The 26,725-nt window shown below is 31.4% G+C and carries 28 protein-coding genes and 1 pseudogene; 18 read left to right on the top strand and 11 right to left on the bottom strand.

Annotated features, from left to right (window positions below; genetic code table 11):
- Window positions 1–34 precede the first annotated feature (34 nt).
- The 4 genes from AAHN03_RS02120 (at window position 35) to AAHN03_RS02105 (ending at window position 4,051) form a co-directional block, all read left to right on the top strand.
- Window positions 35–1,996, top strand: coding sequence for a lytic transglycosylase domain-containing protein (locus AAHN03_RS02120; protein WP_410521352.1), 1,962 nt, complete (start codon window positions 35–37; stop codon window positions 1,994–1,996).
- A gap of 93 nt (window positions 1,997–2,089) precedes the next feature.
- Window positions 2,090–2,224, top strand: coding sequence for a 50S ribosomal protein L34 (rpmH, locus tag AAHN03_RS02115; protein ID WP_341748129.1), 135 nt, complete (start codon window positions 2,090–2,092; stop codon window positions 2,222–2,224).
- A gap of 3 nt (window positions 2,225–2,227) precedes the next feature.
- A complete protein-coding gene (rnpA, locus tag AAHN03_RS02110) occupies window positions 2,228–2,638 on the top strand; it encodes a ribonuclease P protein component (RefSeq protein WP_342278950.1) in 411 nt (136 codons plus the stop codon).
- 372 nt (window positions 2,639–3,010) lie between these two features.
- Window positions 3,011–4,051, top strand: a complete 1,041-nt coding sequence (locus tag AAHN03_RS02105; RefSeq protein ID WP_342278949.1) for a hypothetical protein — start codon at window positions 3,011–3,013, stop codon at window positions 4,049–4,051.
- Window positions 4,052–5,199: 1,148 nt separating this feature from the next.
- Here AAHN03_RS02105 and AAHN03_RS02100 read toward each other — a convergent pair.
- The gene (locus AAHN03_RS02100) at window positions 5,200–6,144 is read right to left on the bottom strand and encodes an IS110 family transposase (RefSeq protein ID WP_342278931.1); all 945 of its coding nucleotides are present in this window, start codon (window positions 6,142–6,144) and stop codon (window positions 5,200–5,202) included.
- A 155-nt stretch (window positions 6,145–6,299) separates the two neighbouring features.
- Here AAHN03_RS02100 and AAHN03_RS02095 point away from each other — a divergent pair, with 155 nt between their 5' ends.
- From AAHN03_RS02095 to AAHN03_RS02085, 3 genes are all read left to right on the top strand, one after another.
- Complete coding sequence (locus AAHN03_RS02095; protein WP_342278948.1) at window positions 6,300–7,664, top strand: hypothetical protein; 1,365 nt, start codon at window positions 6,300–6,302, stop codon at window positions 7,662–7,664.
- 129 nt (window positions 7,665–7,793) lie between these two features.
- On the top strand, window positions 7,794–8,099 hold the full coding sequence (locus AAHN03_RS02090) for a portal protein (protein ID WP_342278947.1): 306 nt from the start codon (window positions 7,794–7,796) through the stop codon (window positions 8,097–8,099).
- A 168-nt stretch (window positions 8,100–8,267) separates the two neighbouring features.
- The gene (locus AAHN03_RS02085) at window positions 8,268–8,666 is read left to right on the top strand and encodes a hypothetical protein (RefSeq protein ID WP_342278946.1); all 399 of its coding nucleotides are present in this window, start codon (window positions 8,268–8,270) and stop codon (window positions 8,664–8,666) included.
- A gap of 85 nt (window positions 8,667–8,751) precedes the next feature.
- Here AAHN03_RS02085 and AAHN03_RS02080 read toward each other — a convergent pair.
- A pseudogene (locus AAHN03_RS02080) lies at window positions 8,752–9,658 on the bottom strand (Rpn family recombination-promoting nuclease/putative transposase).
- Window positions 9,659–9,957: 299 nt separating this feature from the next.
- Between AAHN03_RS02080 and AAHN03_RS02075 the strand changes: the two are divergent.
- On the top strand, window positions 9,958–10,434 hold the full coding sequence (locus AAHN03_RS02075; RefSeq protein WP_342278945.1) for a hypothetical protein: 477 nt from the start codon (window positions 9,958–9,960) through the stop codon (window positions 10,432–10,434).
- A 57-nt stretch (window positions 10,435–10,491) separates the two neighbouring features.
- On the opposite strand, the gene AAHN03_RS02070 is transcribed toward AAHN03_RS02075, so the two are convergent.
- Window positions 10,492–11,625, bottom strand: coding sequence for an RNA-guided endonuclease TnpB family protein (locus AAHN03_RS02070; protein WP_342278944.1), 1,134 nt, complete (start codon window positions 11,623–11,625; stop codon window positions 10,492–10,494).
- 47 nt (window positions 11,626–11,672) lie between these two features.
- Between AAHN03_RS02070 and tnpA the strand changes: the two genes are divergently transcribed.
- The 3 genes from tnpA (at window position 11,673) to AAHN03_RS02055 (ending at window position 13,947) form a co-directional block, all read left to right on the top strand.
- Window positions 11,673–12,071, top strand: a complete 399-nt coding sequence (gene tnpA, locus AAHN03_RS02065; RefSeq protein ID WP_342278943.1) for an IS200/IS605 family transposase — start codon at window positions 11,673–11,675, stop codon at window positions 12,069–12,071.
- Between the two features lie 28 nt (window positions 12,072–12,099).
- Window positions 12,100–12,522 (top strand): hypothetical protein, encoded by a 423-nt coding sequence (locus AAHN03_RS02060; protein ID WP_342278942.1) that lies wholly within the window; start codon window positions 12,100–12,102, stop codon window positions 12,520–12,522.
- Between the two features lie 96 nt (window positions 12,523–12,618).
- Window positions 12,619–13,947 (top strand): MFS transporter, encoded by a 1,329-nt coding sequence (locus AAHN03_RS02055; RefSeq protein WP_342278941.1) that lies wholly within the window; start codon window positions 12,619–12,621, stop codon window positions 13,945–13,947.
- Here the strand turns inward: AAHN03_RS02055 and AAHN03_RS02050 are convergent.
- From AAHN03_RS02050 to AAHN03_RS02035, 4 genes are read right to left on the bottom strand one after another with little or no spacing between them, the layout of a single operon-like run.
- Window positions 13,927–14,592, bottom strand: coding sequence for an HD domain-containing protein (locus AAHN03_RS02050; protein ID WP_342278940.1), 666 nt, complete (start codon window positions 14,590–14,592; stop codon window positions 13,927–13,929). The genes AAHN03_RS02055 and AAHN03_RS02050 overlap by 21 nt on opposite strands.
- A 36-nt stretch (window positions 14,593–14,628) precedes the next feature.
- Entirely contained in the window at window positions 14,629–14,850 is a 222-nt protein-coding gene (locus tag AAHN03_RS02045) for a hypothetical protein (protein WP_342278939.1), read from the bottom strand.
- Window positions 14,819–14,995, bottom strand: coding sequence for a hypothetical protein (locus AAHN03_RS02040; protein ID WP_341763002.1), 177 nt, complete (start codon window positions 14,993–14,995; stop codon window positions 14,819–14,821). The genes AAHN03_RS02045 and AAHN03_RS02040 overlap by 32 nt, the downstream gene beginning before the upstream one ends.
- 23 nt (window positions 14,996–15,018) lie before the next feature.
- A complete protein-coding gene (locus tag AAHN03_RS02035) occupies window positions 15,019–15,288 on the bottom strand; it encodes a hypothetical protein (RefSeq protein WP_341761970.1) in 270 nt (89 codons plus the stop codon).
- Between the two features lie 843 nt (window positions 15,289–16,131).
- Here AAHN03_RS02035 and hflK point away from each other — a divergent pair.
- From hflK to AAHN03_RS02015, 4 genes are read left to right on the top strand one after another with little or no spacing between them, the layout of a single operon-like run.
- Window positions 16,132–17,199, top strand: coding sequence for an FtsH protease activity modulator HflK (gene hflK / locus AAHN03_RS02030; protein WP_341763004.1), 1,068 nt, complete (start codon window positions 16,132–16,134; stop codon window positions 17,197–17,199).
- Window positions 17,200–17,205: 6 nt separating this feature from the next.
- Window positions 17,206–18,063, top strand: a complete 858-nt coding sequence (gene hflC, locus AAHN03_RS02025) for a protease modulator HflC (RefSeq protein WP_341755183.1) — start codon at window positions 17,206–17,208, stop codon at window positions 18,061–18,063.
- 25 nt (window positions 18,064–18,088) lie between these two features.
- A complete protein-coding gene (locus AAHN03_RS02020; RefSeq protein ID WP_375330839.1) occupies window positions 18,089–19,657 on the top strand; it encodes a Do family serine endopeptidase in 1,569 nt (522 codons plus the stop codon).
- A 16-nt stretch (window positions 19,658–19,673) separates the two neighbouring features.
- A complete protein-coding gene (locus tag AAHN03_RS02015; protein WP_342278938.1) occupies window positions 19,674–20,432 on the top strand; it encodes a rhodanese-like domain-containing protein in 759 nt (252 codons plus the stop codon).
- A 315-nt stretch (window positions 20,433–20,747) separates the two neighbouring features.
- On the opposite strand, the gene rpsD is transcribed toward AAHN03_RS02015, so the two are convergent.
- From rpsD to AAHN03_RS01995, 3 genes are all read right to left on the bottom strand, one after another.
- Window positions 20,748–21,365, bottom strand: coding sequence for a 30S ribosomal protein S4 (gene rpsD, locus AAHN03_RS02005; protein WP_342278937.1), 618 nt, complete (start codon window positions 21,363–21,365; stop codon window positions 20,748–20,750).
- Window positions 21,366–21,640: 275 nt separating this feature from the next.
- Window positions 21,641–22,930, bottom strand: a complete 1,290-nt coding sequence (locus AAHN03_RS02000) for a DNA recombination protein RmuC (RefSeq protein ID WP_342278936.1) — start codon at window positions 22,928–22,930, stop codon at window positions 21,641–21,643.
- An 8-nt stretch (window positions 22,931–22,938) separates the two neighbouring features.
- Window positions 22,939–23,712 (bottom strand): LicD family protein, encoded by a 774-nt coding sequence (locus AAHN03_RS01995; protein WP_341763007.1) that lies wholly within the window; start codon window positions 23,710–23,712, stop codon window positions 22,939–22,941.
- 88 nt (window positions 23,713–23,800) lie between these two features.
- On the opposite strand from AAHN03_RS01995, the gene AAHN03_RS01990 reads away from it, so the two are divergent.
- From AAHN03_RS01990 to AAHN03_RS01980, 3 genes are all read left to right on the top strand, one after another.
- Window positions 23,801–24,856, top strand: coding sequence for a mannose-1-phosphate guanylyltransferase (locus AAHN03_RS01990; RefSeq protein WP_342278935.1), 1,056 nt, complete (start codon window positions 23,801–23,803; stop codon window positions 24,854–24,856).
- A complete protein-coding gene (locus AAHN03_RS01985; protein WP_342278934.1) occupies window positions 24,853–25,389 on the top strand; it encodes an NUDIX hydrolase in 537 nt (178 codons plus the stop codon). The genes AAHN03_RS01990 and AAHN03_RS01985 overlap by 4 nt, the downstream gene beginning before the upstream one ends.
- 283 nt (window positions 25,390–25,672) lie before the next feature.
- Window positions 25,673–25,966, top strand: a complete 294-nt coding sequence (locus AAHN03_RS01980; protein WP_342278933.1) for a transposase — start codon at window positions 25,673–25,675, stop codon at window positions 25,964–25,966.
- 211 nt (window positions 25,967–26,177) lie between these two features.
- Here the strand turns inward: AAHN03_RS01980 and AAHN03_RS01975 are convergent, their stop codons facing one another.
- Complete coding sequence (locus AAHN03_RS01975) at window positions 26,178–26,714, bottom strand: nucleoside 2-deoxyribosyltransferase (RefSeq protein WP_342278932.1); 537 nt, start codon at window positions 26,712–26,714, stop codon at window positions 26,178–26,180.
- Window positions 26,715–26,725 lie beyond the last annotated feature (11 nt).

The following is a 26,725-nucleotide window of genomic DNA, read 5'->3' as shown; positions in this document are numbered from 1 at the left end:
ATAATACCATAATAATTTAATTTATCCACTGCCGATTATGAGAATTCCAACAATACTGTCAATAGTTTTAATCATTCTAAATTTATTAATATCAGAGTCAATGGCATTAGACTGTATTAAAGAAACTTTTATACATTTAGACAAAAAAGCATGGCAAGATTGTGAGAAGATGGCAAAGTCTTCAAAAGATAAAGCCTTAATCAAAATTATTATGTCTCAAAGATTCTTAGACCCGAATTATAAGAAAAATAGCTTTGAAGAGATAATAAAATTTATACAAAACAATCCCCACTGGTCACAAGTTGATAAACTAAAAGAGATGGCAGAACAATATTTAAACTATGACACAGACCAAGCTTTAATTGTAAACTGGTTTAGTGAAAACGAACCAATTACTGCCTTAGGCTACAAATTTTATGCTTTAGCCAGTAGAAAATTAATAAAAGATCCACAAAAATTAACAAAGATTATAAAAAGTGGTTGGATTTATGGGGTCTTCACGCAAGCAGAAGAAAGCAACTATTTGAGTAATTTCAAAAATATATTGTGTGAAGAAGATCATGTAAAAAAAATGGATGAATATTTATGGGCAGGGAACACGTGTAGTGCAAAAAAATATATGTATTATGTGAGTAATGGCTATAAACAAAATTTTATTGCTCAAATTGCTATATTAAATAAATCCAGTGATAGTGAGAAACTGTTTCAAGAAGTATCAGAAAAATATTATACCCCAGCTTTATTATTTCACTATTTGGATTCCAAGAAACAACAGGTTCCTACCAGCCAAACTATTGCTCTATTTAAAAAAGTAAAGCAAGATAAAATACATTCCGCCTGTTGGGCTCGTGTGCAATCTTATTATGCTAGAGAATTTATTGATCAGAAAGATTTTGCTAGTAGTTATAAGATAATTAGCATGCCAATTACTGTTGATCCCGAACATGTAAGAGAAGCAGAATGGCTTAGTGGCTGGCTTGCCCTTAGATTTTTGCATAAGCCTGACATTGCTTTAAGTCATTTTAACAAATTTATGAAAGTTGCAGCCAAGCCATTAAGCGTATCAAGGGGGCAATATTGGTTAGCTAGAACCTACGAAGCCAAAGGGGATAAAGAGCAAGCGAATAAATTTTATCATATGGCGAGTAAATATTCTTATACTTTTTATGGGCAATTGGCTAATATAGAAATTAACAGGTATCACCCTATTTTACCACAAAAGCCTACCTCCACTAAGCATAATAATGAAAATAGTGAAATTATTAGAGCCATAAAATATCTAATTAAATATGGTAAGCATGATTTAGCTCTGTTATATGCTAAAACGGCTATTGAAAAATCATCAAAACCCTCTGAGATTTTATTAATTACCGATATAATTAGTACAAGGGGCAATACTTATCATACAGTAGAGGTAGCAAAAACTGCTTGTCAATATCATACTTTTATTAAGGATTATGCTTTCCCTACCCCTTATACTAAGGCAGTAAAAAATAGCCCCCTAGAACCAGCTTTAACATACAGTATTATGAGACAGGAATCGGTTTTTAATCAATACGTAATTAGTACAGCCAACGCTAAGGGTCTAATGCAAGTTTTAGAAAGACAAACTTGTGATATTGCTAAATCTATTGGCTGTAAATGTCATATTAAAAAATTAACTACTGACCCTAAATATAATATTATGCTAGGTACTAATCATTTTAAAGAATACTTACAACTATATAATGGTAATTATCTTTTAGCCATTGCAGCTTATAATGCTGGTCCTTGTAGAATCACAAGATGGATTAATCTGTTTGGTGATCCTCGTGATTTTAAAAATTTACGACAAATAATTGATTGGATTGAACTAATACCATATTATGAAACTAGAAATTATGCTCAACGTGTTTTGGAAAATCTGCAAGTTTATAGATCTATTATTAGTAAAAATAATAACTTAAAATTAAAACAAGATCTTTTAAAGACTAAAGATAATAAGAGAGAAATATAGCTATACCCTAGTTTTAAATAATGTTATTTAAGTTGACAGTTTAACATTATCTGACTATAAAGAAATATATTATTTCGTATTGGATATGAATTTATGAAACGTACATTTCAACCTAGCAATTTAGTAAGAAAAAGAAGACATGGATTTAGGGCAAGAATGGCGACTGTCGGCGGTAGAGAAATTTTAAGGAAACGCCGAGCAAAAGGCAGAAAAAAATTATCAGCGTAGTAAGTGCTTATCTCATCCCTAAAAAATCAGAAAGAATTTGACCTAGTTAATAAGTTAGGAAAAAAGTTCCATAGTCCTTATTTTATCACAATAATAGCAAAGAATTCTACTAAACTCTTTGCAAAACTAAATGTAAAAGGTAATATTGACAACTTATGTAAGAAATCTAGTGAGATTTTATATAATTCGTCAAATACATTACTCTTTGGCATGAAAGTCGGAAAAAAGTTAGGAAACGCTGTTATTCGTAATAAAATCAAAAGACGCATTAGGCATTTAGTTAGACTGCTAAGCAAGGAATCAAAATTCAAACAAAATAGTTGGGCAATGATAGTCATCCCTAGGAAAGGTTTTGAGCAAATTGAATTTGCAACTTTATTCAGTGAACTATACAAGATAGTCTCACAGGTGTAATCCTTACTGCATAAATTACCTCCTGCAATCAAAAGTTATCATTCGTATAAAAATATCATCCTAGCCTTGATGCGGAATCTAGCCCTTATTCAACCACCATCAAGTTACCCCAATTAGGGATAAGAATTAGTTAATTCTTATCCCTAATTCGCGTAAGTTAAGTTGAAAATAATTTAGATTGCATAATACTGATACTAGGCTAGTGGAATTTAGGTTCAGAATTAGCAAACAAACTTTCCTACTTTTTAATGATTTTTATTATTAATATTCAAATTTAAGTTGAGTTATTTTTGCTTATTCTTTATAGTTATTCGTATAATATGTTTTATACGTACCGTTAGGGCATAATTTATTTTTCAACAGTTTCATTATATGAAAAAATTTTTAACATTATTCATATTACTAATTATTTATAGTAATACTTTTGCTCAAAAACAAGTATCTAATTTAATCACCCCAGTTAGTTATTTTGTCAATCATGAGCAACAACTTAAAATCCTTGATGAACATTTAAGTAAATATAGACAAGCAAGTATAGTTGGTATTAGTGGTATAGGTAAAACTCAACTGATTAGGATGTATAGTTATGAGAATAAAAATAATTATGATCTAATTTGGTTTTTTGATTGTAACCTTGATTTTGATGAACAATTTGTTAAATTAGCAAAACAACTAAATATGGTTAAACAAACTAATATATCTGAAGAAGTTGCTTTAGCAAAAAAAGAAGTAATATCATATTTAACTGCTACTAATAAGTGGTTATTGGTGTTTGATAATTTAAAAGTTAATGAAAATAAGAAAGTACAAGATTTAATTGATTGGGAGCATAATGGTCAGGTCGTGTTTTGTTCGCAAGATAATGAAAAGTTATCTAATATTATAGCAATGCCCCTACTTGATGTGTCTACTATTGTAGCTTTAGCTAATAACTTATTAGACAATAAAAATAACAATAATATCGAATTTTTAACGCAATCTTTTAGTGGTTATCCAATATTGATAGTGCAAGGAGCTCAATTACTTAACAAAGTTAAAGGTTTAGATAAAGAGGAATATAAAAAGAAAATTTATCAATCGACTGATAAAATAGCAACGAATATTAACATGGTTATTCAAGAATTAAAACCAAGTGCAATAAAGTTGTTGAATAAAATAGCTTTATTAAATAACCAAAGCTTCTCGAAACAGCTTCTTAGCACCATTACTGATCATAAAGATACTTTAGATGATGATATATATCAATTATCTAAATCTATGCTAATCAGTAATATTGATCCTAACAAAGATAACCCTATTTTTGAAATGCATGATATAGTTAGCAATAAAATAATGGAACTAAATGGTGATAATAATAAAATATATTTAGAAAATATGATTAGCAAATTACCTTTAACTTTGTTAAGTAATTGAGCTCCTTGCACTATCAATATTGGATAACCACTAAAAGATTGCGTTAAAAATTCGATATTATTGTTATTTTTATTGTCTAATAAGTTATTAGCTAAAGCTACAATAGTAGACACATCAAGTAGGGGCATTGCTATAATATTAGATAACTTTTCATTATCTTGCGAACAAAACACGACCTGACCATTATGCTCCCAATCAATTAAATCTTGTACTTTCTTATTTTCATTAACTTTTAAATTATCAAACACCAATAACCACTTATTAGTAGCAGTTAAATATGATATTACTTCTTTTTTTGCTAAAGCAACTTCTTCAGATATATTAGTTTGTTTAACCATATTTAGTTGTTTTGCTAATTTAACAAATTGTTCATCAAAATCAAGGTTACAATCAAAAAACCAAATTAGATCATAATTATTTTTATTCTCATAACTATACATCCTAATTAACTGAGTTTTACCTATACCACTAGTACCAACTATACTTGCTTGTCTATATTTATTTAAATGCTCATCAAGGATTTTAAGTTGTTGATCATGATTGACAAAATAACTAACTGGAGTGATTAAATTAGATACTTGTTCTTGAGCAAAAGTATTACTATAAATAATTAGTAATATGAATAATGTTAAAAATTTTTTCATATAATGAAACTGTTGAAAAATAAATTATGCCCTAACGGTACGTATAAAACATATTATTACGAATAACTATAAAGAATAAGCAAAAATAACTCAACTTAAATTTGAATATTAATAATAAAAATCATTAAAAAGTAGGAAAGTTTGTTTGCTAATTCTGAACCTAAATTCCACTAGCCTAGTATCAGTAGAGCATCTTTACAATCTCAAAGTTCGTATAAATAATCCCTTATGGTGATTTTTGACATGTATAACGCCGATAGACCTCTAAATTATAACCTTATCCCAACGTAACTAGTGATTTGAGCAGTATTATTTATCAGGAGTGTAAATGACATCGTCAAACTCCTCATTTAACGAGGGCATTCTGATTTGCAAACTTGCTGTACAATTTATCACATTGAAATTGATGGAATATATTTACAACATATATGATACAATTAACAGCAATTATCTTTTTAAAAAAATTAAATATTTTTTATCTGTATTTTATATAAATAAAAAATATTATTGATTAACAACAAATACACGTTTTTGTTGAATAAGCTTATGGCAAACTTCCAGTAATTTACGCATACAAGCTACTGTCGCAACTTTTTTAGGTTTAAAATTATTAATAAGTCTGTCATATAAAGCTTTTAAATATTGAAAGCCATTTTTACCTGTTAGTACTGCCATATATAGTGCATCTCGTGGTATCTTTCTGCCTCCTCTAATGAATCTTCGACCTTGTTTATTACCACTATCTCGAGCATATGGCGCTATTCCAACCATAGCTGATAATTCGTTGCCGCTATAATTTTTATTTCCCAACTCAGGTAAAAAACTAATTAATTTACTAGCTAGACATTTGCCAATGCTAGGTACAGTTTCTAATATTTTTGTTTTTTCTTGTAGTTCTTCTGATCCATCTATTATCTCATTTAATTTATCATCAATTTTAGATATTTCCTTTTGTAAGCATCCCATCAATGTTTCTATGCTTTCTTTGTCAATACCATCGACACTATTATGCAACCTCTTTTTTTCATTACTAAGCATCAATACTAAATCTTCCCGTCTTTGCTGATATCTCTTCAAATTTTCTGATTCAATTTGATGTATATAATTTGCTGTAAGTTGCATCTTATCACCGTAATACGCTAATTTAAAAGCATCTTGCTTGTCCGTTTTACAAAAATTTACTGACTTACTAAATGAATTAAAACTATAGGTATTTACCTTATGAATCCGTTGCTCATTACTATATAATTTTTGGCAAATTTCATCCTCGTAGCCTCCTGTGGGTTCGCACACTATTAGCTCAATTTTTTGCTCTTTTGTTAATTTTATAAGCTCTTCATGACCTAAATTATCATTTGCAAAACGATGATATTCCGGTTTACTGTTTGAAATATATATACATACATCAAGCCATTTTTTACTTACATCTAGACCTATTATTTTTTTCATAGTATAATCTCCTTCATCTTATTGTGCAAGGCTACTGTACTGCAGTACCTTCTGCAATTTGTTCAAAGCAAACTTAACGATAGAGGGTACTTATTCTGTTCACGACTATTTCAGTCTAGATTGCTTCAAGTCACCCTCTTACAACTACTTATAACATGTTTTTAAGATATAAGCTTGCAGAATTTGCTAAGGGTACTTATACTACTAGCATTGGAAAAAATGATCAAAAATTAAAAGAATTAGAAGGGTTTGAAAAGGTTATTGCTGCTTGTCATATGTTAGGGGAATTGGATTATCATGCCGGTAATTTGATGGTGCAGGATGGGAAGACTGTAACTAAAATAGATCACGGTAGATCTTTTGCAATGTTTCACCAAGATTTTGGTGCTATGATTGAGGCAACACATAAAATGTTTTCACATAAGGGAGTTAACTATACTGAAGCTATTAAGGCAGGTAATTTATCATTTAACATTGAAAAATATAGTGAAGCATTAAAGCAAATGATAGGTCAGTTAGATGATCAGCAGATAGATGCTATAATTGATCAAAAAGTTGATGAATTGAAAAAACATGGGTTCTCTCCAAAAGGTCTCGTTGTAACAGCTAGATTTGAAGGTGATAAATTTGAAGAAAAGCAAATTAATGATTTTAATGAATTAAGCACATTTTATAAAGAACATATCAAGGAAAACCTCAATAATATGAAAGAGGTAGCAAGAGCAGCAGACATAGTGGCTAAATTTAGTGATGTATCGCCTGAATTTAAAAACGGTCAGTGGTTAGAAACTTTTGCTAAATCTCTTATTAAAGACCCGGTAGCCTATGCAGCTCACTATAATATTAAAATTGAAGGAAAAAGTGCTTTACAGTGGGCTAGCGAACATGATTATCAAATTAAAGTGCCTGCTCAACCTGTAACAACAACTGTTCAAGAACAACAATGGCAAAAGAGTCAAGATGGTAAATGGCAAGAGGTAGAAGTCTCGGTGTCGAAGGTTCAAAAAAGTGTAACAAGTTTGAACCCAACAGAATATGTTGCAGATATAGACAAACGTCTTGAATCTTTTGGAAAGAAAGTTGAGGATTTCATAAAAGAAACAGTAACAGCAAGTAACGAGAATGTTATGGCAAAACTAAAGAATTTTTATGACAAATTATTGACCCATCTTAAAAAAGAAAATTACCTTACTGATGAAGATGTTAAGAAAATAAAGCAAGATCCATATTATCTTAGGGATGTTGCAGAGACAGTTCAACTAATGGTAATGACGACCCCTAATTTAACTAATGTAGAGAAGATATGTTATAAGGCAGCAAATTTTTGTGAAAAAATAGGACTCCCTAGTTTATCGAAGCATTTGATGCATAAAATTACTCCTGAAAAATTGGCTAAGATAGATGACACAGAAAAGGTTGTAGCTGAAAGCCTAAAAATTAAAGAAATATTGTTAGAACCTATAGTAAAACCTGTAGCAGTAAAACCTATACCAACAGCTAGAATGGGTAAAGTAAGATAAACAAAAGACCTTGCAGGGTATACTCGATGAAAATCAAGAATTGCGTTGTCGTCTTCAGGAATCGTAGGTCAGAGCTGTCGAAAGTTCAAAGAGGCAGCGGTTTTAGAATTCATCATGACAGTTTAAAAGTTGCAGAAAAATAACCAAGGTCATTGCGAGGAGGCGATTCCATCGCCTCCTCTGGGTAGTGTTAACTTTTACCATAATGGCATGGCGGATAAAATAATGCCCCTAACTGGTATGGAAAATCTTATACCTACTGAGATAGAACAAAATCAATGTCGCGATGCCATATATAAGGCATTCTATATCGATATATTTAGGATGCAGAAGGAAAATAAAGAAATGACTGCCACTGAGGTGCAAATTAGAACGGAGGAGCAATACCGGTTAATGTCACCAATGGTTGGTAGAATTGAGACGGAATTTCTTTGATTAGGAATTATGAATAAAATACAAGGGTTGTATCATGTATATATAACTCCATTTATTTGTTTGTTCAATATTATGCTTGCAAAACTCTTAAAAAAATAGTTTCCTATTACTTGTAATAATGTTGATATCATTTTTCTATTCCTTAAAGAAATTAAAAATATAAGTACTATGTTTGGTTTTTTAGAAGTAGGTAGAGGAATCCAAGTACTCTATGAATACGCAAAAGCAGAGATATTAGAATCAGATTTTTTTGATCTCCAGCCTAAAGACTATCAAAAATTGGAAGAATCTGAGCTAGACCAAAAATGGTATATGCTTAATCCCGAAAAGCTTAACAAAAAGTATTTTGAGGAAAAGGCTGCTTTTGTTGTAAATGAAAGAGAAAAATATATTTTGCTAAAAGCCGTCCACTTTATTAATAAAACTACTGCAACAATGCCGGTGGAGTCCTCGTTTTTAGAAGGGTTGCTTTATACCAAGAACTTTATACCTTCATGTTTTTTCTCTAGTAAACCAAAAACAATAAATAACGATTCTCGCATTATACAGCTACATGACAAAGTCTAAATTGAATTTTATAGTTTCAATTTAACAAATATTGATTACCTACCAAGTAGCTTCTATCCTTCTAAGGCATTTTTTATTGTTTCTATTATTTCGGACTTTCCCCTTGAATATCCATTTTTAATAGCTCGTTAATTTTACTGATAGGTAAGCCAGTCATTGCAGCTATTTCATTAACAGACCTTCCTTTACTCATTAACATTCTTATTAATTTAGCTTCTCCTATTTGTTCCCAATGTTGTGCCAAACTATCCATAAGACTTGTACCTGTTTCCTGATTTAACTTACTTGTTAATAGCTTTTCTAATTCTATGTTTATCCTCTTTATTTATTCTTGTCAACGTATAGCATAGTAGCAGCTCTATATAGTTATAGCCAATACTTACCTTGACTAGTTCAGGTAACATATCGGCTATTTCTTGCCATCTTGTAAGTAGATCGCGTTCTCTTATATGTTTTGCAAAAAACTCAAATATCCCAGACCACACCCTTTGCTTTAACTGCTCATCAGGAATATCATTAACATTAACTATTTGATAATCATTTGTCCAAATCTCTTTAGCTAGTAGGTTATCTTCAAAAAGTTCCCACAAATTACGAGAGGCATTATAATTCCCCGCACCATTAAAAAATATTAGTGGGTATATTAATGGCAAAGACTTTGCCTTAGGATTTGTAGTTAAATATCTATCACAGATATTTACCATATATCGTAACAAACGGAATGCCATAAAATGATCAGCCGAACTTTGATGCTCAACAAGGCAAAACAGATAACCGTCCTTACCATCAAACTTAGCAGAAAATAACACATCAGAGATAGAATCTCTTAGATTTTGCTCTATAAAACTGGTGTTTTCAAATTTTAAACTAGGAAAATCTATCAGAGCTTTAATATGTTTAGGCAAATGAGCGTTTAAGAATTCATGTGCTACTAGTGGATTTTCCATTACTTTGCGAAAAATTTGGTCATGCTTCAAATGTTTAGTAGTCATTTTACCTACCTAATTTTAGAGAGTTCCTTAATGTGTTTTGACATAAAAACCTTTAACAGGCAACAGTTTTTTTGTTTTGTTATATAGTTTTTAAGTAACAAATATTTGCTAAGTTAAGTTGAAAAACAATTTAACTTATATTAGTGAAAATATGATGTAAAAATATCACAACACTTAATGCAAATTGTGATTTTTTATGATATAATAATTACCCTACAATACAGATACTACAGGGGATTATATGCAAAAAATACGAAAAATTACTGTCAAATTTAACAAGTCATAAGATATCGAAAATCATGAAAAATGTTTACTCAAGTAATAGTGATCATTTACCGGATATCGCTAAATTTCACTTAGGCGATAAGATTTTCATACCGAATCAGGTAGAAAAAGCAGAACTGCATATAATCACTGCGAGCGGCACTGAAATTATAGAATTTTCTAAAGCAGCACTAAGCTTTTATTTGGGTACTGGGCATCCTTTCACTAAAATAGCCATGAGTTCTGAGGACGAGGGTAATTATATAGTCTTGCCTTGGAACTTAGGTAGCCGAGTTGGTAGAGATAATCTGAAGAACCTAATAAAAAGAATTACTTATAATGTTAGAAAGCTAAAATACATCATCTCTGTTAATAGTTCTGACAAACTAAGTAGTCTTGAGAGCAGTAAAGATTTAAGCCAAAGCCTAACCTCGCTAGCTAGTTTGCACCTATCAGATATTACGGCAGAAGATGAAACCGAAAGTTTGCTTAGTGAATTACCAAACGGCTAAAGACCATTTGGCTTCTTGCTTCAATGCTCCTTGTTAGAACGGGCAGCTCCCCAAGCTTTAGACGGTAATCCCTACCGCCTGTAAATTGTTTAGACCTTGATTTAGTATATTTATTGATGCGTTTAAATCCCGGTCTAATTGAGTACCACAACTTGGACAATTCCATGTTCTATCATTTAACATCAGTTGATCATTAACAAAATTACAAAAACTGCACATTTTGCTAGAAGGAAAAAACCGATCTATTATATGATAGGCTCTACCATTCCACTTACTTTTATATTCAAGTTGTCTATGTATCTCATGCCACGCTACATCGCTAATTGCTTTAGCTAACTTATGGTTTCGCATCATACCTTTAACATGTAGATCTTCTGCAATTATTACTTGGTTTTCGTTGATAATTGCTTTAGTAATTTTATGAATATAATCGCTTCTAGTATTTTTAATTTTCTCGTGAACAATAGCCACTTTATGCTTAGCTTTTTTTCTGTTATTGCTTCCTTTTACTTTTTTTGATAATTGTTTTTGCTTATATCTTAACTTGTCCTCTAAATTAGATAATGATCTGATATTGTGATACTTCTTACCGTCAGAACAAATTATTAGGTCTTTTATTCCTAAATCGATACCTATTGATTTTTCTATTAACGAAGAGGTTTGTATTTCTTTCTCAACAATGATAGAAATGTAATACTTATTTGTAGTGCTTTTAGATAATGTTGCTACTACAAATTTACCTTGTAATTTTCTATGTTCTTCAACTTTTATTCCCTCATTAAATTTAGGAAAGTGTATTTTATTATCCTCTAATTTAAAATGTTGTGGAATTGTAAAAGACTGTTTAGCATCTTTATCCTTAAAATTAGGAAAAGCATGAGTCTTCCTAAAGAACATTCTATAAGCACTATCAAGATGCTTTAAGGTTGCTTGTAGACTTTGAGAATTACAATCTCTTAACCACTCTTTTTCTCGTTTTAGCAAGGTTAGTTGTTTGGCATTATCGTAATAATTTAAATTACCTTTTATCCTTTTTGCTTCTATTTCTTCTTTATTTTTTAAATAGTGTTCCTTTCTTTCGTTTAAAAAATAATTCCATACAAAACGCACGCAACCAAAGTGTTTAGAGAGTAATTGCTTTTGCTCTTTAGTCGGATATATTCGATATTTGTAAGCGAAATTAGTTTGCATTATTATTAAATTATACTATCATAGCATATAGTATAATAATTTGTGGTATGATGTCAAACTATATTTCAAAAAACAGATGTAAATACAGCATAAAAATACACTTAATATTTGTTTGTAAATATAGAAAAAAGCTTTTGTCCAAAGCGATTTCAGATAATATTAAACAAATTATTTTTGAGGTATCTAAAAACTCTTCTTTCTCGATCGACATCATCGAAACTGACCAAGATCATATTTATATATTCACTCCTCAATTTGCCATTAGTTCTATTGTTAATCGCTTAAAATCAATATCTACATACAGAATATGGAAGTTACACTATGAATATTTAAAACGACAATTTTGGAAAGAAAATACTTTTTGGTCGGATGGTTATTTTGTTTGCTCGATTGTCGAAGCTAATGCCGATACAATTAGACGATATATTGAAACTCAAGGTAAGTAACGCCTTACATCCCACACGCTAAAGACATATGGGTTTTACGGCGTTCTTTATAAAACAGACTTCCACTACCCCTGAGGTAATACCACAAACTGTGTCCCAAACTATGCCCCAAACTGTTGAGCAGGCAAGGAAACACTACGCTATTTCTAGCAATAATGTTGATAGCCAAAATATTATTGAAGCAAATGACGCAATAGCTGAAAAAGTGAAAGAGCTGAATCAGCTGGAAGAGATACATCAACAGCTACTCTGCAAGGAAGATAGCTTAAAGTTAGAAGTGATGAATTATATGCAATTCCATGTTTACCTAAAAAAAGGTGATCATATTCTTGTATCGTGGAAGCATGCTACCCACAAAACCTTTGACCTACCAAAGTTCAAAGGTGATTATCCTGAAATATATAGTGAATATGTCAAAGAGGTATCTCCTAGACTATTTAGGCTTTATTAAATATTCGGTGATATTGTCAACTGAAAATTATTATTTCACTTTTAATATTATTTTTTCTTGCTATCATTAATAGTCAAGCTATTGATGGTAAGAAAAATGATAGGGTATCCTCAAGAACAAAGAAGTTTAAACAAAGAACAAAAAGAAGCTGTGAGGTTACTATCAATAGGCACATTCCTTGAATATTTTGATTTGATGATTTACGTTCATATGGCAGGGGTTCTTAATGAATTATTTTTTCCCAAAACTGATCCACACACTACTGCTTTGTATTCTGCAGGTGCTTTTTGTACAACTTACCTACTTAGACCATTAGGGGCTTTAATATTTGGATGGATAGGTGATAATATAGGGCGTAAATCAACAGTTATCATCACAACTTTCATGATGTCATCTGCTTGCGTTGTTATGGCTAATCTTCCTACTTACGAACAAGTAGGAATCGTAGCGGTTTGGATAGCGATTATCTGCCGGGCTGTTCAAGGTATGTCTTCTATGGGCGAAATAGTAGGGGCAGAACTTTATTTAACTGAAATGCTTGCGCCCCCAATACAATATGCAAGTGTTGGATTGATAGGGGCTTGTGCTGTCCTAGGAACAGTAGGAGCTTTGGCAATTTCTTCACTTGTTGTTTGTTATGGTATTAATTGGCGTATAGCATTTTGGATTGGTGCAATAATTGCATTTGTTGGTTCTGTTGCAAGAAAAAAACTTAGAGAAGCCCCAGAATTTGCCGATGCCAAACGTCGAATAAAGAAAGTTTTTAAAACAACTAATACAGATATAAATATTTTAAAAAACGATCCTATTTGGCAAGAAAAAGTTAATAACAAAACTGTAATAGCTTTCTTTTTACTACAATGTGCCTTACCGGTATGTGTTTATTTTATTTATATATATTGTGGTAATATTTTAAAAACTAGCTTTGGTTACACAGTACCCGAAATTATTAAGCATAATTTTATTGTTTGTATAATGGAGTTGTTAATCACATTAATATTATGTTATTTAAGTTTAAAAGTATATCCATTATTAATCATAAAAATTACACTGCTAATATTTTCTATTTTTATGATATTTTGTCCGTATTTATTGAATAATGTTAATTCTCCTTATCAGTTATTTTTTATTCAATTTTTTATAGTCTTATGGAAACAATGCTTAAACCCTGCTACTCCTATTTGTTTAAAAAGCTTTCCTATATTTAAACGTTTTACCTATGCTAGCATGACATTTTCTGTATCTCGTGCTATGATATATGTTATTAGTGCTTTTGGTTTTGTCTACCTTGTTGAGTGTTTTGGCAATTGGGGGATATGGTTTATTATAATTCCTATAATCATTGGTTTTACTTACGGATTATTGCATTTTGAAAACCTGACGAAAATAGCTAAAATCATCCACTCAAAAAACTGTATAGTCTAGAGCCGGTATGGAGTTAATAGGCAAATTTTTGTAACATAGATTTACTAATTGTTGCTCGGCTGTTGGTATTTCTAAGCGAATACAAAGAGTTATAAAATATCCTATAGTTTCCTTAACTACCTTCAGTGCCTTTTCAGGTGATCTAGCTCCTAGAGTTTGTAAGTTGTGAATGCGATCAAAAATTTTAATCAATGCTACATCATATTTTTCTTGTTGAATTAATAAATCTAGAGTCTCTTTAGCACTAATCTTGCCATAAGGCTTGATTCTTGTTAGAGCTTCCACTTGGCTAGCAATTAGACTCCCAAAAATTTGAGTAATCATCTCTTCGGTAAGTTTTGTATCTTCGATCGTGTCGTGTAGTAAACTGGTAACGATCATGTTAGTGTTAAACAATTGGTGAACTGCTTGAGCTGTATAGCTAGCGAACATATAAGCTACTTCAATCGGGTGTGAGTAACATGGTTCACCTGATTGCCGCATTTGACTACCATGATATTTCTTAGCATAATAGATAGCTTTGATAATTTCTCTGATATCTACTGGGTGAGTTACTTTTTCATTTAGTGAAATCAATTTACTAAGTAACTTAGCAGAATATTCGCAAGATTTAAACTTTATCTGCCAATTTTCAATATCTTCCATAAAATGCCTCTTTCGTTATTTTAATTCTACATTAAATTAAATAAAATATTTTCTACCCCTAGTTTTGTTATGGCTTTCTAGAGTCTCAGTTAACAGCTCTTCTACTTGATAACTAATATTTTCATTGTCATAATCTGTGAACTCTATTATTATTTTGCTTGTAATTTTATTATTAAACTCTAGAAGTCTCACCAGTGTTATTACTCCTTTATCAGTAATATTATTGCTACCAATATCCACTTGCTTTACAATTTTCATTATTTGTTAGAACTCCTGCCAGTATATCCGCCCCTTCATCACCAATATCATTGCCTATAAGACTTATTTGCTTTATGGTTTTATCACTTGCTAGAAATTCAGCTAGTATGATTAGCCCCTGAACACCTAATATTATTAAACCCAATATCTATATTAATCACACTATGATTATTCTCTAACGGTTTGAAGCATAGTTAGTTCCTCAAGGTCAATATCGTTGTTGCAAAGACGTATTGCGGTTATAAGCTTATTATCTTCTAAAACTTTGCTAAGTATTTCAATTCCTTCTAAACCTATACGAACTGCGATAAATTCTATATAAGTTATATTATTGCTCTGCAAAACTCCTTTAAATATTTGTGCCGCAATATTAATGATATTATTTATTTTTTCATTTGTAAAATTATTTTGTGGTTGATTTTTAACATCGTTAGTCATAAAATTAACTCCTGTTTTTTGTTTTGCGAAAAATAGACACTGAGGTTAGATTGTAATTTGTTCGATTGTCTTCTAACCTCGGTGCTGAACACCACACCACGTAGTATCATCTTGCATGAATACAATTATTTTTCCGCAGAGTAAAGGGAATTTTTTTAAGTTTTTTAGAATAATGTTAATCTAGTAACAGTCGCTAAAATTGTTATTATAGTTTTTGATGGTTAATATTTTTGTTGTTCTGAACTTTCAGTGGAGTAGTTTTGGTTATTGTATTTTTAGGAAGATGAAATGAACTGGTGTCATATATCTAGGCTCTGAACAAAATTTAAATTACTCTATTTTAACTTTTTAGCTGCAAATTATAAGATTTTTTTGAAATAGGATTAACTATTATGGCAAAAATCTTACTAACTTTCGACAGTTATGCACTCAGGTGTTCGACACTCGTACTCCGAGTAGCAATTTAGTTTTGGGAAATGGTATAAGTTCATAGTTTAATCCCCACAATCCATACCTCATCAGGGTTTTACTATTGCAAGAGGTAGGTCAGATGTGATTACAATAGAGGATCAAACACTGCTTACAATTTACACTCTACTTACTTCAGGAGTAATTTTAGCATTAATCTAGTAGTAGGTTCATGTAGTTCTAGTACTTCTATATTTTCATAAGCCTCAGATGCTAGAAATGTTATAATACAGGTGTTGATTTTTTAGTAACGAGCCTTGACGCGGTTAGATATACAAGATATAATAATGTACTAAATTTTTTTATCAAATAGTATTAGTGCTAACTATATTTAGTGATATAGTATACAAATTAACAAAATAGCAATAGCAGAAAATGTTTAATCGAATATATACTCAAGTTCTAAAAAAATCCCCTTGGGGAGATTCTGAAGAGGAAGAAAAAAGTGAATATAATATATTTACTAGACCAAGGAAAAAAAATAAGTTTAACCTTAATGATTTCTATAATAAGTTTGGCTTCAACAATAACATAATGGTGTTAGTTTTGTTGTCGTTAGTTGCTGTTTGGTTTGCCTCCGGAGTTTATGAAGTTAAGGAAGGAGAGGAAGCTGCAGTAATGAGGTTTGGTAAGTTCGTTCGTAAAGGATTCCCTGGTTTGAATTATCACCTTCCCTTACCGTTTGAACAGGTAGTAGTTGAGAAGGTAAACCAGTCTCGCCGAATTGAGATCGGCTATAGATCAACAAGTAGCCTTAGGTCTAATATGGACAACACCAAAGCTGTGGCTGCTGAAAGTACTATGCTTACTGGCGATGAGAATATTGTTGCACTAAATTGTGATATAATGTGGCATATTACTGATTTAGAAAAATATATTTTTAATATTGTTAATCCAGAAGATTCTGTAAAAACAGCTGCTGAAAGTGCTATAAGAGAAGTTATAGGCAATACTCCTATCTCTTCGATATTATCAGACCAAAAACAAGAAATCACTAATAAGATTGAAGCTTTAACACAGAAAATACTTGATCATTATAATGCTGGTGTTGGTATTGAGAAAGTGCAGTTACTAAAAGCTGAACCGCCAGCTGAAGTAATTGATGCTTACAGGGATGTACAAACTTCTAAAGCTGATAAAGAACGTGAGATAAATCAAGCACAATCCTATAATAATGATATTTTACCTAAAGCTAGAGGGCAGGCGGCTAAAATTGTTCAAGAAGCAGAAGGTTACAGACAAGAGGTTATCTCAAGAGCTGAAGGAGACAGCAAAAGGTTTGCTGCTGTATATACACAATATGTTGCTAATAAGTCAATAACTAAGGATCGCCTTTACTTAGAAGCTATAGAAAATATTCTAACGGATACCAGCAAAGTTATTATGGGTACTAATGGTGTTTTGCCACATATGGCAATTCAGCAAAATAAAATTAAGGAGTAGTGCTGGATGAAGACAATTTATTATATAAGTTTCGTAGTTTTCGGATTATTATTATCAGTTACCAGTGCTTTATTTACTGTTGATCAACGCCATTCCGCTGTGGTATTTCAATTTGGTGAGGCAATGAGGACCATTGAAAGTCCAGGATTAAATATAAAGATTCCATTTATTCAAAATGTTGAATTTTTTGATAAACGTATCTTAAATGTAGAGGCAGAAGCAAAAGAGCTAACTGCTTCTGATGGAAAAAGGGTAATCGTAGATGCTTTTGCCAAATTTCGTATTGTTGATCCTGTGATGTTTTACAAAACTGTACATAACTACCAAGGTGTTAAAATTAGACTTAATAAAAACCTAGAATCTTCAATGAGAAAAGTTATAGGTAGATTACCTTTGACTAGTCTTCTTACAAGTGCAAGGTCTGACATAATGTCAAATATCTTAAATCAGGTTAATGAGGAAGCAAAGAATTTTGGACTTGATGTAATTGACGTTAGAATCTTAAGAGCTGATTTACCGAAGGAGAATAGTGCAGCAATTTATCGCCGCATGCAAACTGCTCGTGAAAAAGAAGCTACCCAAATAAGAGCTGAAGGCCAAGAAGAAGGGGCTCGCATAAGATCAAGAGCTGACAAAGAAAGTAAAATATTACTTGCTGAAGCTTATATGCAATCTCAAATCATAAAAGGTGATGGTGACATGGAGGCAGCTAAGATATATAATCTTGCTTATTCTGTTGATCCAGAATTCTATAAATTTTATAGATCCTTGGAAGTATATAAAAATACTTTAAAGAAAGATGATACTTCTTTTGTGTTGTCTCCGGAAGCAGAGCTATTTAAATATCTAAATTTGGGTAAATAGGATGACTAGTAATTAGGTAGATGATATGGTTCAAAATATTTGTAAGTTTAACAATTTACTAAGGTATTTAATTAAGTATTTAATTGCCACTTTTCTGATGACTATGTGGTTGGCATCTTCTGTTTTTGCTAAAGATATTCAGTCAAGCAAAATTACTCCTGAGGAATCTAGTAATTTACAGTCAGTGCCAATAAAGATACCTGAATCCCATAATTATAGTTTTGCAGACATTGTTGAGCCACTTATTCCAGCTGTGGTAAATGTGTATACAGTACAATATAACCAAAAATCAGAAGATTCTCATAAAAAGTCTTTCGAGCGTTTTCCATTTGATCATTTTAATGAACTTTTGGAGCGTTTTAATCTACCTTTTGATTTTGATGAGATGTATTCCAATCCTAAATCTGTTCCCCTTGGCTCTGGTTTTATTATAGATCCTACAGGTTTTATTGTTACCAACCATCATGTAGTTGCAAATACAGATGAGATTCACATAAAATTAACGGATAATAGGGAGCTATCAGCTAAATTGGTAGGTAGTGATAAAAAAACTGATCTTGCTCTTTTAAAAATTGAGATTGAAACTCCTTTGCCTTTTGTAAAATTCGGTGATTCCAGTAAAGCTAGGGTAGGAGATCAGGTTATTGCTATTGGTAATCCTTTTGGTAGACTTGGAGGAACAGTAACTGCTGGTATTATATCTTCAAAGGGACGTGATATTGATAACACTAACGGTATAGTAGATGATTTTATACAGACTGATGCGGCTATTAATAATGGTAATTCCGGTGGACCAATGTTCAATATTAATGGTGAAGTTATAGGAGTCAATACAGCAATATTTTCACCTTCTGGGACTAGTATTGGTATTGGATTTGCTATTCCATCTAATACTGCTAAATCAATTATTGACCAACTAAGGCAAAATGGAAAAATTAATCGCGGTAGGCTTGGGGTAGTAATTCAAGAAGTAACTAATGAAATAGCTGAAGGGTTTGAGTTAAAAGAAGCTTCGGGAGCGTTAGTAGTGGAAGTACAAAAAGATGGTCCAGCTGATAAATTTGGTATAAAACCTGGGGATGTGATAATAGAATTTGCTGGACAACCGGTAAAAAATTCTAGGAGATTGCAGGTAATGGTTGCTGAAACTACCGTGGATCAAGAGGTAAAAATTATCGTTGTACGCGATGGCAAAAATCAAGAATTAAGTGGCAAGATTAGTAGTGAAGAGGATATAGAAGCTAAAAAAGTAAACGACAAGGTAAGCGATAAAACTTCTGATAATAAATTTTCTGTTGTGAAAAATAATGTTACTTTTAGCAATTTAACAGATAATCTTAAACGAAAATTTGCCATTAAAAGTAAAGTTGAGGGCATTATTGTAACTGATATCGCAAAAGATGGAAAAAATTATGGTTTTAAAATTGGTGATTTAGTAATAGCGAGCAATCAACAACCTATAGCTTCTATAGATCAATTAAATGTATTGTATGACAATGCCCAATCTATTAAAAAGCAAAATATAATCTTGTTGGTACAGAGACGGGGTGTTTCTATGTTTATAGCCTTGCCAGTTACCAAATCTGAAAATTAGTAGTAATGAAGTCAGTATGGATAATGATTTTAAAATAGCAGTATTAAGTTTTTATAGTTTTACTAACCTAGAAAACCTTGAGATTTTGCTGCCAAAGATTTTACTTATTGGTAAAAAAAGAAGAATTAGGGGTACTATTCTTTTAGCTCCAGAAGGATTTAATGGTTCAATTTCTGGGACAAAAGAAGAGGTAAATTTTTTAGTAGATGAAATTATAAAACTTACATCTGCGGAAGATGTAAATATTAAAATAAATTATTGTGATATCCATCCTTTTCAAAAATTAAAAGTAAAGCTGAAAAAAGAAATTATTGCTATGACAGTTGGGGATCTTGATATTGCAAATCTTAAAGGAGAGTATATTGAACCAAAGGACTGGGACAAGTTTATTAGCCAAAATAATGTGGTATTAGTAGACACTAGAAATGACTATGAGGTTTGTGTAGGTACTTTTAAAGGGGCTATAGATCCGAAGACAGAAACGTTTAAGCAGTTTCCCAAATGGGTAGAGCAGAATAAAGAATTACTTGCTGGAAAAAAAGTAGCAATGTTTTGTACTGGTGGGATTAGATGCGAGAAATCAACAGCCTATTTGAAGAAACTGGGTTTTAATGATGTGTACCATCTTAAAGGTGGTATTTTACAATATTTAGAAGTGACCCATAATCGTAATAGGTTATGGCAAGGAGAATGTTTTGTATTTGATGACAGAAGAGCTGTGGCAAGTGACTTGTCACCAGCTGAAGGGCATTGGTTGGAACGTGGTAATCAATAGATATCTTTGGCAAACTCTACTTCTGTTGGTAATTTATTCATGCTCCCGGTACTCTGCTCCTCACGCACATTTGAGTACGCTGCGGGTCGAGGTTTCGTGGCTTCTTTAAATCCTTGCGCATAAGCGAGTTTCGAAAGATATCTAATAAGCTATTATAGGCAGGATCAGATTTTAATATGAATTGTCATCCCAACATAGGCTAATATCTAAAAAAATAGCCTAGAAGGATGTGTTAAGTATTATAGCCCCCTGCCTACATGGTGATAACATGGCGAGTAAGCTGCACCGAAGCAGGGATGATATTTAGTCTCTTAATTATCTTGAATAGAGTTCAACTACTAAATGTACTTCTAGTTCAAATGGGTACGGAACATCAGAAATTACTGGGATTCTGACAAACTGACCAGACAATGAATTGGAATCAAAAGTTAAATAGCTTGGTACAATTTTTCCTTGTTTACTAGCTGTCTCGAGTATTACAGGGATTTGTTTTGCTGATTCCTTTAGCTCGATGACATCTCCTTCTTTTAGTCTTATACTTGGGATATTAACCTTTTTACCATTCACTTTAATGTGACCATGGGTAACAAATTGTCTTGCAGCAAAAATCGTTGGTGCAATATTCATTCTGTATATAACAGCGTCAAGCCTTCTTTCCAACAGGGCTATAAAATTTTCACCCGTATTGCCTTTCATTTTTTGTGCGAGAGTAAAAGTATTTCTAAATTGCTTCTCGTTAATTCTACCATAATGGCATTTAAGTTTTTGTTTAGCCTTCAAATGTAGACCATAATCAGAAGTTTTAACCATACTATTCTGACCATGTTGACCAGGACGATAATTTCTTGTATTGAAGGCATCTTTACTATCGCCCCACAGGCTTACACCAAGTCTTCTGCTAGCCTTATATTTAGAATTAATAATTTTTGTCACGCTCTATGTCTCATAATTTTGATATCATACTGACGTCATTATGACGTTAATTTAAGTATACTCTTCTGCTTTGAAAAATTGTTTTTTGAAAATATCATGGATTCGCATGCGTAACTATACTATATGTACGCCTAACATGCTCACCATTCATTTTCAAATCCAATTCTTCAAATCATTTAAGTATATACATTTTAACAATTAAAGTCAATTCCTCATTTTTTGAAATTATGGAAGTGTCTGCGAATTCCTCAACATAAGCAAATTATACAAGAGGTCTATTCTAATTCCTTGATTTTATCGGATGATTCGAGCAACTGGGCATCAATAATTTCAGATTTTGATGAAACAAGCTGATAACGCTCTATAGGATGCTGAATTGTTTTGTTACCAATATCTATGCCTAATTTTTGAATATTCCTAGCCTTAGATAAAAAATGTCGATTAAAAGAAGCGGCAAATTTATCATAATTATTGACTATATGCTGAATATTATTGCCAAGTTTCTGCGAATGCTCCGCTAACGAAGCAATAGAGGTCAATAATTTTCTTACCTCTTCTATAATTAATTTGTGATTTTCTGACCGTCTATAATCTGAAATTTGGAATTTAGCAAATGATAGCATATTCATAAGTCCTGCTGGACCAACTGGGAAAATATTGCTTTTCCAAGCCTTGTATAAAAAATTATTATCTGCAATCAGAATTTTTTCAATTGCTTGTTCAGTAGGGACAAACATCAAAGTAACTATATTAGAAAAATGTTCTTTTTTATCTTGGAAACTAACTAAAATATTTTCCGCGTAATCTTTACTATTTAAGGATTTTAAATGATTATTCATGGTTTTACTAAGATTAGAACTATCTGGCTCTAAATCTACTAAAAACTTTGAAGCTTTTGCATCTATAACCATTAAGTTACCAGAAGGTAAGAAAACTAGGGCATCTGGTCTAAGTTTTAAATTATCGGTAGTTGTCACAGAATATTGTATGATAAAGTCTAAATTAGAACGTAGACCTGATGATTTTAGAATGTTCTCAAGAGTAATTTCAGCAAGTAATCCAGCTCCAGATGGAGAAAGAAGGGATTGTTTAATAATGTCTACTGTTCCTTTAGATTGTTCGATATCCCTACTTAATGACCCAACCATGTTTATTAAACGTTCAAACTCGTTATTAAATTTGCTTGTTGCCCCCGAAATATTTTTTTCTGATAATTCCCTTGCTTCTTGATTTTCCCGTCTATGAATTTCAATTAATTGTTTAGACAATTCATTACCAAGATCAAATAAAGCATTTTTTGCCGATGCATATGACTCCTGTCTTGCTTTATCTGCTTCAGTTATCAATTGATTCTGATAGTCTACTTTACTAGATAATTGCTCAATTTTTTGGATATAAGAAATTTTCTCTTGCTGCAAAATTTGATTCTGCTTATTTGCTTCTAAATAGTTATTTGATAGAAAGCCTAATTCTGCATTTAATTTGGTTGTCTTATGATAAAACCAAGCAAATAAACCAAATAAAACAACAAGTCCGGTAGTAAGCAATAATGGAATATAACTCATTGATAAGTTTACTCTTTAGTTAGTAATTTCGGAATTACCCGGTCTTCTAAAGGACCAGTTGGCATAGCTGGCTTTAATAATTTGGGAGTTAAAATGAATTTAGTCTTTTGTTCAATAGGCGAAAGAGTAACAAAATAACTATGCGGTTGCTGAATTATCCCGTATTTATCCCATTCTGGATATTGCCTATCTAGGTTAGCTTTAAATTCATGAGGACCATAAACTTCAATCTCACCAAATTGATATTTCCTCAGTGGAAATACTTCGTTAATATAAAAGAAATCATTAGGAAATCTACGTAACGTTCTGAAATTAGCATATATAAACATGTTGTCTTTTGGGCGAAAAATAAAAATATCTATACATACCTTGTTGCATATAGTGTAAAAATCTTGATGAGAAGTTTTATAACCCAACTCGACAAAATCTGTTAGTATATCTTGTAACCTTATTTCATCAGCGTGCATTACGCCAATATCTAAGTCATCATCAAAAGGTATGATGCCTTTATGCCTTGCTGCCCCAAGAAGTGTACCACTTGTAATCCAATATGGTATGTTATGTTTAGTCAATATCTCATGAGTATCTTTCATTAATTGGTACAATCTTAGGGCTTTGTTTTCACTAATTGTATATTTCTGTACTTGTTGGTCGGTAGGAGTTACATATCTCCATTTGTGATCATAAAACTCTACATAGCCTAGGTAAAAACCATAAGTAATTATAAGTACTCCAGCTATTTTAAAGAAAAGCTTATTAGTTTTTTTATGATTTTTGTGCATATATATTTCCCATGTTTATTTTAGTAGACTTTTTTAAAGTTATAAACTATAAGTTGCTTTAGTTAGATAATTATATAATTAATAATATATGAAAGTAAAAGCAGTAATTATGGCTGGTGGTCTAGGAACTAGATTATGGCCATTATCACGACAGATGCAACCAAAACAATTTATAAAAATATTTAATAATTTGAGTTTAATACAAAAAACTTTGATTACAAACAGAACTTTAGGCAAACCAACTTTAATAATTGCTAAGGAATATGAATTAATAGCAAAAGAGCAACTTAGAGAGCTAAATATAGAAGCAGACTTAATAATAGAACCTATGCCTAAAAATACAGCTTCATGTGCAATTATATCAGCTATTCAAGCAAAGAATAACGGTTATGATACGATCATACTCCTGCCTTCTGATCATTATATACATGATATTGATAAGTACCTAATTACTATTAATGAATCTTTGAATTATGTCGCAAAATTTGGTATTTGTACTATAGGGGTTAAGCCTAGTTTTGCAAATACCGAATATGGTTATATTAAAATAAATAAGTTATTAGCAGATAGAACTTACAACACCCAACAATTTGTGGAAAAACCTACTTTTCAACAAGCACAAAATTATCTAGCAAATGGCAAATATTTTTGGAATTCAGGAATTTTTATTTTTAATATAGATTTTATTTTAGAGCAAGCTAAATTATGGCAAAAAGCACTCTTTAAACATGCGTATGATGCATATTATTTTGCAACCAAAGATTATAATAATATAACACTTGCTTTAGAACCATACCTACATATTACCCCAATTTCTTTAGACTATGCTATAATCGAAAACATTAGTCAAATGATTATGATAGAAGCCAATTTTAGTTGGAATGATATTGGCAATTGGCATTCTTTATGGCAAATACAAAAAGAAGATATAACGAATAATTACTGCGAAGGCGATGTTATAAACATTGATAGTACAAATTCATATATTAGTTCTAATAATAAGCTTACTGCTGTAATAGGAGTTGATAATATAATAATTATTAATACTGAGGATGCTTTACTGATCGTAAATAAATCAAGAGTTGAGAAAATAAAGCAGCTTGTAATGGAAATGACAGAGATGGGACGAAAAGAAGTATTATGAACTTACATGAAAATATAAAGAATTATGTCAGCAATTTTCAAGAAGAATATGAATATAAAGAAAGGATGTTGGACTTTCTAGATAATTGTAAAAATCCATTTAGTAGGGAGACAAAAGAAGGACATTTTACCGGTTCAGGATTCTTGCTTAATTCTAATAAAACAAAATTCTTACTGATGCATCATCGTAAGTTGGATAAATGGTTGCAACTAGGAGGACATTGTGATGGTAATAATGACATTTTGGCTGTAGCAATTAAAGAGGCACAGGAAGAATCCGGTATTTTAGAGATTGAACCGGTTTCTAGACAGATTTATGATATAGATGTTCATCTAATTCCTAGTAATTCTATAGACCAAGAACATTATCATTATGATGTGAGATTTTTATTAAAAACCGTTTGCAACGACTATTTTGTAAAAAATTCTGAATCAAACGAATTACGATGGATAGAATTTGCTTCTAATTATCAAGAACTTGTGCTAGATAATTCAGTAGAAAGGATGATAAAAAAGTACACTCTTATGCTTTGAAGAATTGGCTTCGTAAATATATACTGCTATGATTTCAAGAGTTGGTAGACGATAGTATAACTTCAAGAAGAGCTAGGAATGTCAAAGTTGAGCAGCGGAGCGTACATGAGTAACGGAGCAGCGGAGATATTTAGACACGACGACGCCAATTCTTGAAGTTCACCGAGTATACTCTAGATTTTGACCATTAAGAAAGATTGAGTCTATAATAGGATTTGTGTAAGTTGCAAAAAAAGCAGTAAGAGATTACTGTAAAAAGAAGTAAATAAAACAAAGGAAAATTATGGCTAAAGAAATAGATAAAGATAAAGAAAAATTAAACATAAATAATCAGCTAGTAGAAGAGTTGTTAGCAAAAGCAAATCCGTCAGAAGTATTTGGTCGGGATGGATTATTCCAAAAATTCAAAAAACAAATAGTCGAAAAAATATTGGCAAGTGAGTTGTATCATGAATTGGGCTACTTAAAACATAGTAAAGTAGAAAAAGTAGATAATAATCGTCGTAATGGTAGCTATGAGAAGACAGTAATTGATGATGATTTAGGTCGACATTCCATCTCCATAGTGTTAGATTAGGTACTTTATCATATTTAAAAAGAAAAACTTTAGTTAATGGGAATATTAAAATAATTACCAAATTCTTATATGATAAATTTGGTATATATCGAACTATAAGTTCTAAGGCTCTTAACAGCAATTATCTTTTTAAAAAAATTAAATATTTTTATCTGTATTTTATATCAATAAAAAATATTATTGTTATACTATTTTCAATAGTCCGTCTTGACTAGTACATATCTAAATCATTAAGTATATGAAAGTACTTATCTAGCATTTTCTTATCTAAGTTATCAGGCAGCACTAATGGCGGTGTAGCAAATGCTTCATCTAATGCCTTAATAATAGACTGAACCATAAAAAGAGATAATGCTTTGGATATACTGTGTGCATCACCTGAATGTTGCTTATATAAATCTTGGTATTTTGGTACTATATCCTCAATTATGACAACTTTAGTACGCGGATAATTTGACATCATCAGATTCCAAGGATCACCCTGGGTTCTTTTATGATCTCCCCCCAACCTAATATCACTTCTATATAATACTGCAGGTTTATTTAAAAATTTACTATGAATAAATTCCACTACTGTACCAGAATCTGGATCTGAACCGTCAAAACTAAATATGCCTCCATCAGCTTCTTTTACAGATTTTAAATCATTATTTTTTATGTGTTGAGCATGGATATCCCTTTGTTCTAAATTTTGAGGTAATATACATTTATACTTACCACTAGATGCCTCCTCTAGGGCTAAAGCCAAATATAAATTAC

This window comes from Candidatus Tisiphia endosymbiont of Myopa tessellatipennis (assembly GCF_964031105.1).
Lineage (GTDB): Bacteria > Pseudomonadota > Alphaproteobacteria > Rickettsiales > Rickettsiaceae > Tisiphia.
Note: the sequence above shows the minus strand (reverse complement) of the source record. Positions and strands in the feature narration are given on the sequence as shown.